The following is a 15,734-nucleotide window of genomic DNA, read 5'->3' as shown; positions in this document are numbered from 1 at the left end:
GTGTGAAAAGCGGAAAGCTCACCCGCTCGGCCGAACCACACTCGGTGATGACGGACAGGGGAGGTCGGCGTGTCGATCGACGAGGAGTTGCCGCCGTATCGGGCTTTGCTGGTGGTGGACACCAAGGGGTTCGGGAGCAATTCCGATGCCGACCAAGGGGTGCTCGCCGCGATGATTCCGGACGTGCTCGGGCAGGCTTTCGAACGGGCCGGGCTCGGTGAAGTCTGGAAGACCGCGTTGTTCCCGCACGGGACCGGCGACGGCTACGGCGTCGGGTTCGAGCCGCGGTTCCTGCCCGCCGTCGTCTCGAAATTCTTCGACGCGCTCGAAAACGTGCTCGCAGAACGGGATGTCCGGTTGCGGGCCACCAGCCGGTACCTGCGGATGCGGATGCGGGCCAGCCTGAACGTCGGGCCGATCCGGGAAGCCGACGGCGAAAGTTCCGCCGTCGCCATCGGGGCCGCGGTGATCACCACCCACCGGCTGCTCGATTCCGCGCCCGTGCGGGAGGTGCTCACCCGGTCCGATCCCGATCAGACGTTCCTGTCCGTCGTGTTGTCACAACGGATCTTCGAAGACGTTCTCGCCAGCGGTTACGCGACGCTGCCGAAATCACGGGTCGTGCCGGCCGACGTCGAGGTCAAGGAATACCGCGGCACGGTTTACCTCTACGTCCCGAATCCCAGCGGAAAGCTGCTGCAGAGCGGCATCGGCACCGAATACGAGGAGAAATTGGCCGCCGCCGAGAAGACCGAAGGGACGACGAACGTGATCACCGGGATGCACGGCGGCACCGCCATCCAGATCGGCCGCGTGCACGGGAACGTGAACCACCCCGGAAGCTAACGCAGGGGGTCGAGCGCCGCCGCCAGCGCGTTCTGCTGCACCCGCGCCGGATAACCGCGCGGGTCGGCCGCCGCCAGGACGTTCAGGCCTTCCACCAACGCCACCAGGCTCTTCGTCGTCAGCTCGAGCCGCTCGTCCGTCCACTCAGGACGGCATGCCGTCACCAACCGCCCCACCCTGGCCAGGAACGAGTGGTTGGCCACCCGGTGGCGCTCGGCCAGGTCGTCGTCGGCCAGTGCCGCCGCCAGGAAGCCCACCCACACACGGGATTCGTCGTGGTGGCCGTGCGGGAGGTCGACCGCTTGGCCCAGAACCGCTTCCAGGGCACCGAAAGCGTCCGCGCTCGCCGCCTCGGCCGCGTCCGCGCGGACGGCCGTGCGCTCGTAAAGCAGGTCTCGCGCGTGCAGCAGCAGGGCCTTCTTGGTCGGGAACGCGTGCATGACCAGGCCCGTCGTGCAGCCGGCGCGCTCGGCGACCGCGCGCAGGGTCAACCCGGGGAGGCCGTGCTCGGCGAGCACCTGCCAGGTCGCGTTGGACAGCAGGTCCCGCTGCGCCTGGACGTCGCGCTGCTTCGGCAAAGTCCGCCTCCTTCCCGGGAAGCGTAACAGATGCTACGGTAACAACCGTTACGGATAAGGGGGTACCACCTGATGCTCGACTGCACGTTCGCCATCGACCCGGTGACCTGGGACGACCCCGACGCCGTCCGCCTGCGCGCGGCCCAGCGCACCGAACTGGACGCCCGCTACGGCACCGACGACCACGAGCCGGGCGCGGTCCCGACCGCCGAGACCGTCGCCGTGTTCCTCGTCGCGCGCGACGCCGCCGGCACGGCCATCGGGTGCGGCGGGCTCCGGCTGCTCGGGCCGGGCTCCGGCGAGGTCAAGCGCATGTACGTCGAGCCGGCGGCCCGCGGCACCGGCGTGGCGACCGCCCTGCTGCGCGCGCTCGAAGACCGCGCGCGCGAACTCGGCATCGCGCGGCTGCTGCTGGAGACCGGCACCGGGCAGCCGGACGCGATCCGCTTCTACCGGCGCGAAGGCTACGAACCGATCGAGGCCTTCGGGCCGTACGTCGGCGAGCCGCTCTCGGTGTGTTTCGCGCGCGACCTGTGATCGGTTTTCCGATGGGCGGCCCAGGCGCAGCTATTGGTGCCCGGGGACGCACCGCACCTACCGTCGAAGGTACGGAGATCCCGACCGAGACGGAGTTCCCTTGCGCATCAAGAAAATCGGCGTCGCGCTGACCGCGGCCGCCACCCTCGTCCTCCCGGCCGCGCCCGCACAGGCGGCCCCGACGATCATTCCCCTCGACCTCGCCGCCGGGCAGCAGCCGGAAAACATCGCGCTCGAGCCCGGCGGTTCCGCCGACCTCACCTTCGCCTACACCGGCGAAATCGGCCGCGTCACGCCTGATGGACGGGTGAGCGTCATCGCCCGCATCCCCGTGCCCGCCGACGGCGACGTTCCCGTCGTCCACAAGAAACTGTTCCTCGGCGGTATCGCGCGGTCCCCCGGCGGCGACCTCTACGTCGCCGTTTCCACCGGCACGGCGGCGACCGGCCTCTACCGCGTGCGGCCCGGCGGCACCCCGGTCAAGGTGGCTTCCCTGCCGCCGTCGGGGTTCCAGAACGGCGTCGCGCGCGATCCGGCCAGCGGCGACCTCTTCGTCGCCGACTCGTTCGGCTCGGTCGTCCGGCGCGTCTCGCCGCACACCGGGCAGGTGACCGACTGGGCCACCGGCGACCTGCTCGCCCCGGTGAGCGGCTTCGGCGCCAACGGCGTGAAGGTCCACGACGGCGCGGTCTGGGTGTCCAACCTGGACCGCGGCACGCTCGTCCGGTTCCCGCTGTCCGGGGCACCGGGCCGGGTGGCGGTCACCGGGCTCGGGCCGGTCGACGACTTCGCCTTCCGCGGCGCCACCGTGGTCGCGGCGATCAACCAGGAGAACCGGGTCGTGACGGCCGGCCGCGACGGCATCCGTACCATCCTGTCCACTTCGGACGGCCTGGCCAACCCGACCGCGATCGCCGTCCGCGGCGGCGAACTGTACGTCACGGACAGCGCGTACTTCGGCGGCTCCCCGAATCTCCTGCGGGTTCCCTGAAAGTTCCGGCGCGCATCGGCACGTGCATCCGCACGCGAGTCGTGCACGGGATGTCAAGATCCGGGCCATCGGTTGCCGCGACCGGAGTTCCACCGGTAAATTGACGGCGCGCTGCACGGTGGAAGCGGGGAGGCGACCGCCGCGGTAAGCGCTTTCCGGCCGGTACGGGTCGCCGCCGGAGTGCAGGAGGGAAGCAGTGCCTTGGTGTTGCGGGGAACGGTCATGGCCGAACGGGTGACCGAGCCGTACCTGGTCGACCTCGAAGCCATCGCGGGCGAGCTGCAACGCGGCAAGTGGTGCGTCTACCTGCACGAATGGCTGGGCGACGACTACGACCTCCCCACCTGGCGGGACCAGGTGGCCGCCCAGGCCGAGCGGTCCGGCATCGAGGTGTGCTTCATCGAAATCCCCCGCAAGGACATGACGCTCGTGGCCAACGTGCGCGCCCTGCCCAGCTTCGAGCAGGTCACCGAGTCCGTGGCGGCACTGGAGCACTACCGGGGGCTGGCCGCCGGACGCGGGTGGCGGGGCGCGGCCGTGCGACGGCCGGCACCCTGACTACGCACCGGCCGCATGCTGCTGCGCGGCCAGGAAGTGCGCCGTTTCCGCCGTGGCCTCGTACAGCGCGCGGTAGTGGCGGTAGAACTCCCCGTACCGTGCGCTGTTCGCCGGATCCGGCGTGACCGTCGTGGCGATCGGGTTGACGCGCGGGAAGTCGACCTCGGCGCCGACGGCCTCTGCCGCCAGCAGCGCATCGCCCAGCGCGGCCCCGATCGTCTCGGCCGGAACCTGCTGCGGCAGCCCGGTGACGTCGGAGACGATGCGCGTCCACAGCCCGCCGGTGGTCCCGCCGCCGACCGCGACCAGCCGCCCGGCCGCGCCGCCCATCGCCTCGAGGTTGTGCCGCACGCCGTACGCCGTGCCCTCGAGGGCCGCGCGGTAGATCTCGGCGCGGCCGTGCCCGGTCGTCAGCCCGGCCAGCACCCCGCGTGCGGCCGGGTCGAACAGCGGCGTCCGCTCCCCCGCGAAGTACGGCAGCAGCAGGAGACCGCGGCTGCCCGCCGGCACCGCCGCGGCCTCCGCCGTGAGCTCGGCGTACGAACCGCCGACCAGGTCCCGCAGCCAACCCGTGATCGCGCCCGAGGTTGCCATGCCGGCGGCGAGCGTGAAACTGCCCGGGTCGACCCCGCGCGTGCTCCACAAACCGGGGTGCGGGCGCGGTTCGGCGAGCACCTGGATCAGAAACAAGGTGCTGCCGTACATGACCATCACGTCACCCGGCTCGCGGACGCCGGCGCTGACCGCCTCCGCCCACGCGTCGACGGTCCCGGCCGTCACCGGCAACCCCGCGGGCAGCCCGGTCGCCGCGGCCGCGGCCGGGGTAACCTCGCCCGCGATCTCCGCCGGCCACCGCAGTTCCGGCAGCGGCAAGCCGGGCGCGACGCGTTCGGCCCAGTCCGCCGCCCACTCGCCGGCGACGAGGTCGTACAGCGGCGTGCACTGACTGGCCGAGTGGTGGTCCAGGACGTACCGGCCGGTCAGCCGGTGCACCAGGAACGAGCTCGCCATCAGGAGCTTTTCCGTGCGCGCGTAGACGTCCGGCTCGTGCCGCGCCAGCCAGCGCACCTTCGGCCCGACGGCCTGGCTGGTCAACGGCGAACCGCCGCGGGCCAGGATCGCGTCGGCGCCCAGCTCTTCGTTCAGCGACGCGATTTCCTCGCCCGCGCGGGTGTCGACGCCGTACAGGATCGCCGGCCGCAACGGCTCGCCCGCCGCGGAAGCCGGGAGCAGGCACGGCCCGATGCCGCTGACCCCGAGCCCGGCCAGCCGCCGTCCGTCCGCGGCGCGCAGCAGGTCCGCGACGATCGCGGTGAAGTCCGCCCACCACACGGTTTCTGCGTCGTGCTCGAACCAGCCGGGGCGTGGCGTCGAGACGGCGTGCTCGCGGACGGACCGCGCGAGCACCGCGCCGTCCGGGTCCAGCAGCACGCCTTTCGAGCCCGCCGTGCCGATGTCGACGCCGAGCAGCAGTCCGATCACCGGCTTCACGCTATGGTGAGCCGGATATCCCGTCAAACGACGATGAGGACGCGGTGGCGACGATCTCCGACGTGGCGGCGCTGGCCGGGGTCTCGACCGCGACCGTGTCGAGAGCGCTCAACGGCAGGTCCACTGTGGACCCGGTGCTGGCCGAACGCGTCGCGCGGGCGGTGGAACAGCTCGGCTACACGCCGAACGGCCTGGCCCGCAGCCTCCGCCGCCGCGAAACCGCGGTGCTGGCGCTGATCATCTCCGACGTCGAAAACCCGTTCTTCACGGCGATCGCGCGCGGGGCCGAGGACACCGCGCAGGCCGCCGGGTTCTCGGTGATGCTGTGCAACTCCGACGAAAACACCGCCAAGGAACGCCGGTACGTCGAAGTCGCGGCGCAGGAACGGCTCGCGGGCGTCATCCTGTCGCCGACCAGGCCCGACAGCGACGTCGAGCCGCTGCACACCCACCGGACCCCGATCGTGACGGTCGACCGGCGGCTCGCTTCGGACTGCGACGCGGTCCTCGTCAACTCCCGCGAATCGGCCGCCGGCGCCGTGCGGCACCTGGCCGCGCAGGGCTACCGGCGGATCGGGTGCGTCGCCGGACCGCCGGGCGTCACCACCGCGGACGCGCGCCTCGACGGCTACCGCGACGGGCTCCGCGCGGCCCGCCGGGAATACCCCGCCGATCTGGTGCACCGCTGCGAATTCCGCGAAGCCGGCGGCCGTGAGGCCGCGATCCGGCTGCTGACGGCACCCGATCCGCCGGACGCGCTCCTGGTGTCCGGCAGCCCGATGACGGTCGGCGTGCTGCAGGTGCTGGCCGAACTGGGTTTGCGGGCGGGCCGCGACGTCGGGATCGTCTCGTTCGACGAAGTGCCGTGGGCCACGCTCGTCACGCCGACGCTGACGGTCGTCGCCCAGCCCGCCTACGCGATGGGACAACGGGCGGCCCGCCTGCTCCTCGCCCGCATCGCCGACGGCGGACCGCGGCCGGCCACCACGACGACGCTGACGGCGCAGCTCATCGTCCGGGGCAGCTCGAACCGCCGGGTTGACTTCGACCTTCCTTGAGCTTTTACCGTCGTCGGCATGACTGCTGCACCACCCATCCCGCGCACCGTGTGGCTCGCGTCCGGGGTGATGGCACTGGGCGGGTTCCTGGGCAACATGGACGGCTCGATCGTCGCCGTCGGGCTGGAATCGATGAGGCTGCACCTGGGGGTCGGCCTCATCGAAATCCAGTGGGTGGCCACGGCTTTCCTGCTCGGTCTCGCCGCCGCCCTCCCGCTCACGCCGTGGCTCGTGCGGAAGCTCGGGGCCGGCCGCCTGTGGCTGTGGGCGCTCGCCGCGTTCCTCCTGACGTCGGTGGCCTGCGCCCTCGCGCCGGACGCGGTCACGCTGATCGCGTTCCGGGCGGTGCAGGGCATGACCACCGGCGTCATGGTCACCGCGGGGCAGACCGTGATCGGGCTCGCCGTCGGCCCGGAACGGCTGGGCCGCACCATGGGCACGCTCGGGCTGGTGGTCGGCCTCGCGCCGGTGGTCGGGCCGAGCGTCGGCGGGTTCCTGCTCGCGCACTTCTCGTGGCCGGTGCTGTTCTGGCTGAACGTGCCGATCGGGCTGGTCGCGTTCGGACTGGCCCTGCGGTACGTGCCGCGCGGCGAACGGGCGCAACCGCCGCCGATGGACTGGCCCGGGCTCGCCTTGGTGTCCCTCGGCCTGCCGCTGCTGGTCTACGCGCTGACCGAGTTGAACGGCGTGCTCGCGGCCGTCGGCGCCGGCGCGCTCGCGGTCTTCACGTGGTGGTCGCTGCGCGTGCGGCACCCGGTGCTCCGGCTGCGGCTCGCCGCACGGCCGGTGCTCGGCTCGGCGCTGGCGTCCGTGCTGCTCGCCGGCGCCGGCATGTTCGGCGCGGTCCTGCTGCTGCCGCTGTGGTTCCAGGTCCGGCTCGGCGCCGGCCCGGCCGAAGCCGGCGTCCTGCTCGCGCCGATGGGGCTGGCCACCACGGTGTTCGTGCTCGTGGCCGGCCGGCTGACCGACCGCTACGGCGGCGGCACCGTCTCGCTCACCGGTGCGCTCGTGGTGCTGGCGAGCACGGTGCCGCTGCCGTGGTTCGGCCCGGACACGCCGATGTGGCTGGTCCAGGCACTGCTCCTCGTCCGCGGCGCCGGGCTGGGCCTGTCGATCATGCCCGCGTCGACGGCGGCCTACGCGTCGGTCGCCGCCGGCGAACTCGGGCACGCCACCGCGCTGGTCAACATCGTCATGCGCGTGGGCGGCGCGGTTGGCGGCGCGGCGTGCGTGATCGTGCTGTCCCGCGGCCTGGCCGTGGACGCTTCGACCGGTTTCGGCTGGGCGTTCGGGGTACTGGGAACGCTGTGCGCGCTCGGCGTACTGGCCGCCGCGTGGCTCCGGCGCGCCGAGCGTGTGTCCACAATGGACGTCTAGGCCTGATCCACCTGGGAAGCTGGCGCGATCCCCGGATCGGTGATTTCCTGGAGCCGAGCAAACACTGTCGGTGAGGGGAAGGGCTGGCAATGTCGGGGGTAATGAAGCGGCTGCTGACGGCCGCGGCGACGACCGCGGTACTGGGGAGCCTGTTCGCGGCGCCCGCTTCGGCGACGGAATCCGTGGCCTGGAAACCGTGCGCGGACGCACCGGACGTCGACTGCGGCACGGTCACCGTGCCGATCGACTGGGGGCACCCGGACCGCGGCACCACGACCATCGCGCTCGCGCGGCGCAAAGCCACCGATCCGCAGGCCAGGATCGGCTCGGTCCTGATGGACCCGGGCGGCCCCGGCGGCTCGGGCACGGGTGAGGTCAAGGCGGGCTGGGCGCTTTCGGCCGAGATCACCAAGCGGTTCGACACCGTCGGGTTCGACCCGCGCGGCGTCGGCGCCGGCACGCAGATCAAGTGCGGGCTCGACGAACTGATCGCCGACCACCCGAAGGTGCCGAAGAACCAGGCCGAGTTCGAGCAGCTCGCGCAGTACAACCGGAAACTCGGCGAAAGCTGCGGGCGGATCACCGGGCCGCTGGCGCGGTTCGGCGACACCAAGAGCGTCGCGCGCGACATGGACGCCATCCGCGCCGCGCTCGGCGAGCCGAAGCTGACGTACTACGGCGTTTCATACGGCACGCTGATGGGCCAGCAGTACGCGGAACTGTTCCCGGACAAGGTCCGCGCGCTCGTGCTCGACAGCAACATGGACCACTCGCAGTACACCGCGTGGGACTTCCTGAACAGCGAAACCCAGTCCGTGCAGGCGGAATTCGGCGAGTTCGCCGCCTGGTGCGACCGGACGGCGAGCTGCGCGCTGCACGGCCGGAACGTCTCGAAGGTGACTCGGGACCTGCAGGACAAGGCCGCGCGCGGCGAGCTGAAGGACCCGCAGAGCGGTGAGGTGATCACGCCGCTGGACCTCGCGTCGATCTTCCAGGGCAGTTTCTACGGTCCCAGCTGGGATCGGCTCGCGACGGTGCTGAAGTCCTTCGCGGACGGCACCCAGCCGCCCGCGTCGGCGCGGCTGCGCGAGGACACCCCGATCAACAACGTCTTCCAGAGCGTGTTCTGCGACGACTGGCGCCTGCCGGTGCACAACTTCGCCGAACTCGAGACCTACCGCCGGACCGCCGCGGCGCTCGCGCCCGACGTCAAGGTGAACTCGCTGGGCTGGACGGCCGTCACCGGCTGCATCGGCTGGCCGGAACGGGCGAGCAACCCGCAGCACCCGCTGCAGGTCCACGGCGCGCCGCCGCTGCTGATGGTCAGCAGCCGGCACGACCCGGCGACGCCGTACGCGTGGTCGCAGACCGCGGCCCGGCAGAGCGGCAGCACGCTGCTCACCTACGACGGCTGGGGTCACGGCGCGTACTTCAAGAACAGCCAGTGCGTCACCAAGGCCACCGACGACTACCTGATCAGCGGCAAGCTGCCGGCCAAGGGCACGCACTGCGCCGCGGTCGAGCCGGGCTCGGCCGAAGCACGCATCGCCGGACCGAAGCCGCCGTCGACGATAGCCTTCTGACGCCTTCCGCCGCGTGGCCGGAACCGGCAGAATCGGTCCCGGCCACGCACTGGTGCGCGGAAGGAGCGGGAAATGCTTCGTCGATTCTTCGCCGTCACGGCGGCGGTCCTGGCCGCGAGCGCGCTGCTCACGGCACCGGCGGAAGCCCGGTCCCACGGCGGCTATCTCGCGCTGGGCGATTCGGTCGCGTTCGGCTACCGGCCCGACGCGGGCGCGGATTACCTCGACGCAGACAACTTCCGCGGCTACGCGGAGAAGTACGCGGCCGTACGCGGGCTGAAGCTCGCCAACGCGTCTTGCCCGGGTGAGACGACGGGGAGCCTGCTCGACGTCAGCGCGCCGAGCAACGGCTGCGAAAACGCCTACCGGCTGGCCTACCCGCTGCACGTCGCCTATCCCGGCGCGCAGATCGACTACGCCGTGCAGTACCTGAAGACGCACCGGGACACCCGGCTCGTCACGCTGACCATCGGCGCCAACGACATGTTCCGCTGCCGCGACACCACCCCGGACCACTGCACCGGCGCGACGTTCGAGGCCGCGCTCAAGCAGGTCGGGGCGAACCTGGCCACCATCCTCGGCGCGGTGCGCGCGCAGTACCGCGGCGAGCTCGCGCTCGTGTCGTACTACTCGCTCGACTACCGCGATCCCGCGCAGGTCACCCAGGTCAAGGCGATCAACGCGACGCTGGCCGAGGTGACCCGGCACTACCGCGGTGCCGTCGCCGACGGGTTCACCGCGTTCCGGCTGGCTTCCCTGCGCACCGGCGGCGATCCGTGCGCCGCGGGGCTGCTGGTCAAGCTGGCGGCCGGCGGGTGCGACGTCCACCCGAGCGCGGCCGGGCACCGCGTCCTCGCCGCGGCGCTGGCCGTGGCGGTCGCGTTCCGGTAGCTCAGCCCCGGCGGAAACCGCGCCGCAGCACCTGCCACCAGCCACCGCTCTTCACCGCGGGGAGGTCCGCGGCCGGCCCGGTGCGGCGGCGCATCCGGTACGCCAGTTCCAGCACCTCGAGGTCCTCGGGACGGCGTCTGCCGTGGACGTCCGATCGGAGCATCAGCTCTCCCACCGTGACGGGTCTGCCACTGCCACGGTGCGCTGAGCGCGCCATCAGGAACCTCCGCTTGAATGCTGCCGACCGAGCGCCCCAATTCTATGAATTTGATTCGGGTTCGTCACCTTACTGGCCAGTTGTGTCCGGTGGACTACTTCTACGGCAGGACACTCCCGGCCGAACGCGTGGACCGCGCGTGGCGCGAGTTGGCGTCCGGCGAGCGCATGCACGCCCTCGGCGCGCGGCTCGTCGGCATCGTCCACTTCTTCACCCACGTCAGCACCACCTCGGACGACGTCTGCTACCTGCAAGACCTGTTCACCAGCGAGAAGGCCCGCGGGCGCGGCGCCGGCCGGGCCCTGATCGAAGCCGTCGCCGATTGGGCCAGGGCGCGCGGTTGCGTCCGCGTCTACTGGCACACGCGGACGTCGAACACCACGGCCCGGCGGCTCTGCGACCGAGTCGCCGTCGACAAGGGCTACATGCAGTACCAGATCCCGCTGGACGCCTAGGTTCAGCGGCGGTGCCGGCCGCCGCCACCGCACTCGTGGTGCCCGCCGCCGCGGTGGCGGCCGGTCCAAGCCGCTTGCCGGTCGGGGGCCGGTGCCCGGCCGCGCGACCAGACCGGCACGTCCGGGATTTCGTGGCGGACCGGCGCGGCGTGCCGCGGTTGGGGTTTCGGTTTCACCTTGCCGACGACTTTGACCGCACGCGCGAGAGTTCCGCGATATCCCGGCGAAATTCCGGAATTCGAATTCGGCGTGGCCGTCCCCGGGGAAACCTCGGCGGGTTTCACGGACGGCGCCACGGATTCCGCAGCGCCCCGAGGAGACGGCACCGCGACGTCGGCGGGCAACGGGATCAGCGCGATCGGCGGGGGTTCCAGTCCCACCGGGGGCCAGGACGCGCCCGCGCCGCGCTCCACCGGCATCGACACCGCCGCCCCGACCCCGCCGGTCAGCGCCAGCGCCCCGGCGACCACCGAGACCACGCGCAGCCGGGCGAGCGAGCGCAAGACCTGCGGTTTCTCCCGGTGCCGCGCCCGCGTCCCCGGGTCGTGCGGTGCGGTGGTCCGAACCAGCAGCTCGGCGACGGTGACGTGCTCCCGGCGCGGCGCCCTACGTGCCATCAAACCCTCCACCTCGGGCCGACCGGACCGCGGCGGCGGCACCGGTCGGCCGATCATAGGAATGGTCACCGTTCCTGTAAAGGCTTGCTCACCCTGAGTTCAGGCGAGCCGGCCACCACCGTCCACATGCAGCACCGTGCCGGTGACGAACGGGTTCAGCAGCACCTGGAGAGTGGCCGCCGAAACGTCTTCGAGCCGGCCGACGCGGCGCGCCGGGTTCGCTTCCGCCGTCCGCCGGAACAACGCGTCCTTCGCTTCTCCCAGGCGATCCCACGCGCCCGAGTCCACGATGCCCGGTGAGATCGCGGTGACCCGGATCGGCGCCAGCTCGACCGCGAGCGCCTCCGCGAGGAACGCGACCGCGCCGTTCGCCGTGGCCATGACCGTCCGCTCCGGCGCCGGCCGCCAGGCGGCGACCCCGGAGAACAGCACCATGGCCCCACCTTCACGGAACCGCGGGGCGAAGTGCTTGGCCAGCAGCAGCGGCCCGATCACCTTCGCTTCGAACGCCCGGGTGACCGCGTCGCGCGCCAGTGTCGTGATCGGACCGTTCGCCGGCGCCGCCGCGAGCGTGACCAGGTAATCGACTTCGCCGGCCTCCTCGGCAAGCGCTTTCAGCGACGATTCCTCGCTCAGATCCGCGAATGCGGCACGCACCCCCGGCTCGGTGAACCCCGCCGGATTCCGGCCGGCCAGCGTGACCTCGGCACCCGCCGCGCGCGCGTCCGCCGCGATCCGGCGGCCGATTCCCGAACCGCCGCCCACGACGACCAAGCGCTTTCCCTCGAACGACATTCCCGTGCTCCTTTCGTCTCGCACACGTCGTTCAGCGCTCGCCGGGCCGTGAGCAATCCCGTCCTGATCCCGATGTTTTCGATGGTTGCGATAAAATCGGCGAATGCCTACGTTGCGTGCGCTCGAGTGCCTGGTCGCGGTCCTGGACGCGGGATCGATCACCGAGGCGGCCGCGCGGCTGCACCTCTCGCAACCCGCGCTGTCCCACCAGATCGGCGCGCTGGAACGCGAACTGGGCGCGCCGGTGCTCGAACGGCTGCCGCGCGGGGTGCGCCCGACCGCCGCGGGGCGCGCGGTCCTGGCCGACGCGCGGGCGGCCCTCGCCGCCGCCGAACGGGTGGTCCGGACCGGGCGCGCGGTGGCCGGCGGCGGCGCGGGCACCCTGCGCGTCGCGTGCGCGGAGACCATGACCGCCGGGCTCCTCGCCCCCGTGCTGCGGGCGTGGCACCGCCACCGCCCGGAAGTGCTGATCACGCTGACCGAAACCACGAGCGCGGACGCGCTGGTCAGAGCACTGGAGTCGGGTGAGGCCGACGTCGCCGCCGGGCCGCGGCCGAGCCGCTGGACCGGGCCGGTCGAGGTGGTCGGGCGCGAGGAGGTCGTCGTGGCGCTGGCCGCGGACCACCCGCTGGCCACCCGGACGGCGGTGGCGATGACCGACCTCGCCGGGCAGCCGGTGGTGCACTACCACCCCGACAACGGCCTCGGCGGCTGGCTCGACGAACAGGCGGCCGAGCGCGGCGCCGTGCTGACCGCGGTGATGCGGACCAAACAGGCGTCGACGGCCGCTCAGCTCGCCGCGGCGGGCCTCGGCCTGGCACTGGTGCCGACGACCGCGCTCACCCGGACCTTCGCCGGTGCGCTGCGCCGGCTGAAGCCGGCTCTGCACCGCGAAGTCGTGGTGTTCACGGCGACGCCGTCGGATTCGCTCGTCCGGCGGTTTTCCTCGGACGTGGCGCAGCGCGGGATCACCGTCCCCGGCGCCCTGCTCGACAAACTGTCCTCAGCGCCCCGTTAAGTCCTGGTGAATGTGACAGATTCCCTACGAAGGTTTTGTGCCATCAGGACGAACTTCTCCGCGAGGGCCGGATTTCGCTGTGCCATTCGCCAAAGTTTGCTTCCATCGGATAGCTTGCTCCTACCGGTCAGTACCGGTGGGCAGGACCGATCGGGTGAGGCGATCAGCGAAGATCGAGGGAAGCGGGGACGACCATGCCGAAGCACCGGCCACGTCGCAAGAGCTCGCGGGCGGTCCGCCGCGCCGCGGCCGCGCTCGCGGGCGGCGCACTCGTCGTGCTGCCGACGCTGACCACCGGCCTGCCCACGCCGGTCGTGGTCGCCGACACCGGCAACGCCCTCCTCCCGGACCAGGCCGCGCCGCTGCAGCCGCCGAACATCGTCATGCCGCCCATCGCCGTCGACGGCAGCCTCCCCCAGCCCCCGCTGCCCACGCCGCTGGTCGTGCCGGGCGGGCGGGCGGGCTCGGCGGGCATCTCCGGCCCGCTCGGCATCCCGGGCAGCATGCTGAAGGCGTACCAGAACGCGGCCGACATCCTGGCCAAGGAGCAGCCGAACTGCCACCTGGACTGGGCGCTGATCGCGAGCATCGGCCGGATCGAGTCGAACCACGCCCGCGGCGGGTACGTCAACGCCAAGGGCGACACCCTCGAACCGATCCTCGGCCCGGTACTCAACGGCGCCGGCGCGTTCGCGGCGATCCCGGACACCGACGGCGGCAAGTACGACGGCGACGCCGTGTGGGACCGCGCGGTCGGCCCGACGCAGTTCATCCCGTCGACGTGGCGCGGCTACGCCTCCGACGGCAACGGCGACGGCGTGTCGAACCCGAACAACATCTACGACGAGGCACTGGCCACCGCGCGCTACCTGTGCTCGGGCGGGCTGGACCTCTCGACCGACGCGGGACAGCGCATCGCCGTGCGCCGCTACAACAACTCGCAGTCCTATGTGGACACGGTGATGGCGTGGGCCGCGGCCTACCGCGGCGGCGTCGCCCAGCTCCCCGACAGCCAGGTGCCGATCGGCGCGCCCGACGCCCCGGACGCCGCCGCGGCGGGTGCCCCGGTCGGCGTCCCGGCGCCGCCCGCGCCGCCGGTGACCGCCCAGCCGCCGGGCTCGCTGCCGGGCACGTCGACGCCGCCGGGCAGCACCACGCCGACGTCCCCGACGTCGCCGACCAGCCCGACCACCAAGCCGACCACCCCGACCACGGACCCGACGACGCCGCCGCCGACGTCCACCAGCACGCCGCCCCCGTCGACGACGAGCACCACCCCGACGCCGACGACGGCCGGCACCACCCCGGCCGACTCGGCGGCCACCCCGACCGAAACCACCTCGACGACCCCGGCGGGCTGAGCCCGGTGGAGCCGTTCCTGGTGCACATCCGCTGCGACACCGACGGTTACACCCACGCCGTCACCGAAGAAGAGTTCGCGGCGGGCCGGCACGACGGGCGATTCCGCGCGGTGTGCGGCCACCTGGTGCTGGCGGCCCCGATGATCGAGGCCCCCGGCCGTTTCGACCCGGTGTGCCGCGATTTGCTGCGCGGTGACTCGACGGCGGAAGTGCCCCGCCAGGAGCGGCGCCGGTTGAGGTGGCGCAGCCGCCGCTAGTGTCGCGCGTCCGATGTTCGTCGACGGCAGCCCGGCGTGCGCCCCAATGTGGCGTTGGTTGCGTCTGACGCACCGAACGCCACATTGGGTGCACTGGACGCACCGAACGCCACATTGAGGTTTTCTCAGTAGCGGTGTGGTTCCGCGAATAGGCGTGGGGCCCCTGGTAGGACTGGATTTGCGAAGATCAAGTCCGAGGTTCCAGAGGCCCCACGTGATCAATTATGGCGCCACCCTCGACGTGGCGCGCGAGCTGGTCTGGTTCGTTGCCCGTGTCCTGCAGACCGAGCGGCTGCGGCGCGGCACCCGCCGCGGCCGGCGCGCCCTGACCCCCTACCGGCACGCGGTCCTGGCGCTGCGCTGGTTCCGCGACGCCACCCCCGTGCACCGGCTGGCCACCGACCACCACATCAGCACCGCCACCGCCTACCGCTACCTGCACGAAGCCATCACCGCCCTCGCCGCCCAAGCCCCGGACCTGCACCAAGTCCTGGCCGACCGCCGCGCCCGGGGTGACACCCACGTGATCCTCGACGGCAGCCTCATCTCCTGCGACCGGGTCGCGGCGACCACGACCAAAACCAAAGGCAAGAACCGCGGCCGGACCGTGCACCTGTGGTACTCGGGCAAACACCGAGCCTTCGGCGGAAACATCCAGTTCCTGGCCAGCGCCGACGGATTCCCGCTGTGGGTCTCCCCGGTGCTGCCCGGCTCCCGCAACGACCTCTCCGCCGCCCGCGACCTCGACATCATCGGCGCGTTAACCGCCGCCGCAGCCCACGGCCTGCCCACCCTGGCCGACAAGGCCTACCACTCCGCCGGCATCGGCATCTACACCCCGGTCAAGAAAGCCGCCGGCCAACCACCCCTCCACCTCCGCCAACGGGTCTACAACCAGCTGCAATCCCGAGCCCGCGCCCTCGGCGAACGCGCCATGGCCATCCTCAAAACCCGCTGGTCAGCCCTACACCGCATCAGCCTCTGCCCACACCGCATCGGCACCATCGTCCAAGCAGCCCTCGTCCTCACCCACCACGAACACCACGGACGCTACTGAGAAAACCTCATTGGGGCGCTCGGCCCGAGCGTCAACCAACTTTCGAC

Annotated in this window: 18 protein-coding genes; 13 read left to right on the top strand and 5 right to left on the bottom strand. The window is 72.0% G+C overall.

Annotation, left to right across the window (positions count from 1 at the left end; genetic code table 11):
* Window positions 1-69 precede the first annotated feature (69 nt).
* Window positions 70-846 (top strand): hypothetical protein, encoded by a 777-nt coding sequence (locus tag H4696_RS42810; protein WP_249027243.1) that lies wholly within the window; start codon window positions 70-72, stop codon window positions 844-846.
* Here the strand turns inward: H4696_RS42810 and H4696_RS42805 are convergent.
* Window positions 843-1,424 carry a TetR/AcrR family transcriptional regulator gene (locus H4696_RS42805; protein WP_086864895.1) on the bottom strand — a complete coding sequence of 194 codons (582 nt, stop codon included), beginning with the start codon at window positions 1,422-1,424 and terminating at the stop codon, window positions 843-845. The two genes, H4696_RS42810 and H4696_RS42805, sit on opposite strands and share 4 nt — an antisense overlap.
* A gap of 72 nt (window positions 1,425-1,496) precedes the next feature.
* Between H4696_RS42805 and H4696_RS42800 the strand changes: the two genes are divergently transcribed.
* The 3 genes from H4696_RS42800 to H4696_RS42790 all read left to right on the top strand — a co-directional run bounded on the left by H4696_RS42800 (window position 1,497) and on the right by H4696_RS42790 (window position 3,510).
* A complete protein-coding gene (locus tag H4696_RS42800) occupies window positions 1,497-1,961 on the top strand; it encodes a GNAT family N-acetyltransferase (protein ID WP_086864894.1) in 465 nt (154 codons plus the stop codon).
* Between the two features lie 100 nt (window positions 1,962-2,061).
* Complete coding sequence (locus tag H4696_RS42795; protein ID WP_225955969.1) at window positions 2,062-2,952, top strand: NHL repeat-containing protein; 891 nt, start codon at window positions 2,062-2,064, stop codon at window positions 2,950-2,952.
* 222 nt (window positions 2,953-3,174) lie between these two features.
* A complete protein-coding gene (locus H4696_RS42790) occupies window positions 3,175-3,510 on the top strand; it encodes a hypothetical protein (protein ID WP_192782836.1) in 336 nt (111 codons plus the stop codon).
* Here H4696_RS42790 and H4696_RS42785 read toward each other — a convergent pair whose 3' ends face one another.
* Window positions 3,511-4,992 carry an FGGY-family carbohydrate kinase gene (locus tag H4696_RS42785; protein WP_086864905.1) on the bottom strand — a complete coding sequence of 494 codons (1,482 nt, stop codon included), beginning with the start codon at window positions 4,990-4,992 and terminating at the stop codon, window positions 3,511-3,513. It abuts the gene before it with no gap.
* Window positions 4,993-5,045: 53 nt separating this feature from the next.
* Here H4696_RS42785 and H4696_RS42780 point away from each other — a divergent pair, with 53 nt between their 5' ends.
* The 4 genes from H4696_RS42780 (at window position 5,046) to H4696_RS42765 (ending at window position 9,910) form a co-directional block, all read left to right on the top strand.
* A complete protein-coding gene (locus tag H4696_RS42780) occupies window positions 5,046-6,059 on the top strand; it encodes a LacI family DNA-binding transcriptional regulator (RefSeq protein ID WP_086864892.1) in 1,014 nt (337 codons plus the stop codon).
* Window positions 6,060-6,077: 18 nt separating this feature from the next.
* Window positions 6,078-7,436 (top strand): DHA2 family efflux MFS transporter permease subunit, encoded by a 1,359-nt coding sequence (locus H4696_RS42775; protein ID WP_086864891.1) that lies wholly within the window; start codon window positions 6,078-6,080, stop codon window positions 7,434-7,436.
* 101 nt (window positions 7,437-7,537) lie between these two features.
* Window positions 7,538-9,019 carry an alpha/beta hydrolase gene (locus H4696_RS42770; RefSeq protein ID WP_225955968.1) on the top strand — a complete coding sequence of 494 codons (1,482 nt, stop codon included), beginning with the start codon at window positions 7,538-7,540 and terminating at the stop codon, window positions 9,017-9,019.
* 72 nt (window positions 9,020-9,091) lie between these two features.
* Entirely contained in the window at window positions 9,092-9,910 is an 819-nt protein-coding gene (locus H4696_RS42765; RefSeq protein ID WP_086864889.1) for an SGNH/GDSL hydrolase family protein, read from the top strand.
* A 1-nt stretch (window position 9,911) separates the two neighbouring features.
* Here the strand turns inward: H4696_RS42765 and H4696_RS42760 are convergent, their stop codons facing one another.
* Window positions 9,912-10,073 carry a hypothetical protein gene (locus H4696_RS42760; RefSeq protein WP_169735196.1) on the bottom strand — a complete coding sequence of 54 codons (162 nt, stop codon included), beginning with the start codon at window positions 10,071-10,073 and terminating at the stop codon, window positions 9,912-9,914.
* Between the two features lie 143 nt (window positions 10,074-10,216).
* On the opposite strand from H4696_RS42760, the gene H4696_RS42755 reads away from it, so the two are divergent.
* Window positions 10,217-10,582, top strand: coding sequence for a GNAT family N-acetyltransferase (locus H4696_RS42755; protein ID WP_249027242.1), 366 nt, complete (start codon window positions 10,217-10,219; stop codon window positions 10,580-10,582).
* A 2-nt stretch (window positions 10,583-10,584) separates the two neighbouring features.
* Here the strand turns inward: H4696_RS42755 and H4696_RS42750 are convergent, their stop codons facing one another.
* Window positions 10,585-11,199 carry a hypothetical protein gene (locus H4696_RS42750; RefSeq protein WP_225955967.1) on the bottom strand — a complete coding sequence of 205 codons (615 nt, stop codon included), beginning with the start codon at window positions 11,197-11,199 and terminating at the stop codon, window positions 10,585-10,587.
* A 99-nt stretch (window positions 11,200-11,298) separates the two neighbouring features.
* Entirely contained in the window at window positions 11,299-11,994 is a 696-nt protein-coding gene (locus H4696_RS42745; protein WP_086864887.1) for an SDR family oxidoreductase, read from the bottom strand.
* A gap of 103 nt (window positions 11,995-12,097) precedes the next feature.
* On the opposite strand from H4696_RS42745, the gene H4696_RS42740 reads away from it, so the two are divergent.
* From H4696_RS42740 to H4696_RS42725, 4 genes are all read left to right on the top strand, one after another.
* Complete coding sequence (locus H4696_RS42740; RefSeq protein WP_192782835.1) at window positions 12,098-13,012, top strand: LysR family transcriptional regulator; 915 nt, start codon at window positions 12,098-12,100, stop codon at window positions 13,010-13,012.
* A gap of 194 nt (window positions 13,013-13,206) precedes the next feature.
* Entirely contained in the window at window positions 13,207-14,373 is a 1,167-nt protein-coding gene (locus tag H4696_RS42735; protein WP_192782834.1) for a lytic transglycosylase domain-containing protein, read from the top strand.
* Window positions 14,374-14,378: 5 nt separating this feature from the next.
* Window positions 14,379-14,630: a hypothetical protein gene (locus H4696_RS42730; protein ID WP_192782833.1), complete on the top strand. Its 252-nt coding sequence runs from the start codon at window positions 14,379-14,381 to the stop codon at window positions 14,628-14,630.
* A 214-nt stretch (window positions 14,631-14,844) separates the two neighbouring features.
* On the top strand, window positions 14,845-15,687 hold the full coding sequence (locus H4696_RS42725) for a transposase family protein (protein ID WP_086864916.1): 843 nt from the start codon (window positions 14,845-14,847) through the stop codon (window positions 15,685-15,687).
* Window positions 15,688-15,734: the final 47 nt, after the last annotated feature.

This window comes from Amycolatopsis lexingtonensis (assembly GCF_014873755.1).
Lineage (GTDB): Bacteria > Actinomycetota > Actinomycetes > Mycobacteriales > Pseudonocardiaceae > Amycolatopsis > Amycolatopsis lexingtonensis.
Note: the sequence above shows the minus strand (reverse complement) of the source record. Positions and strands in the feature narration are given on the sequence as shown.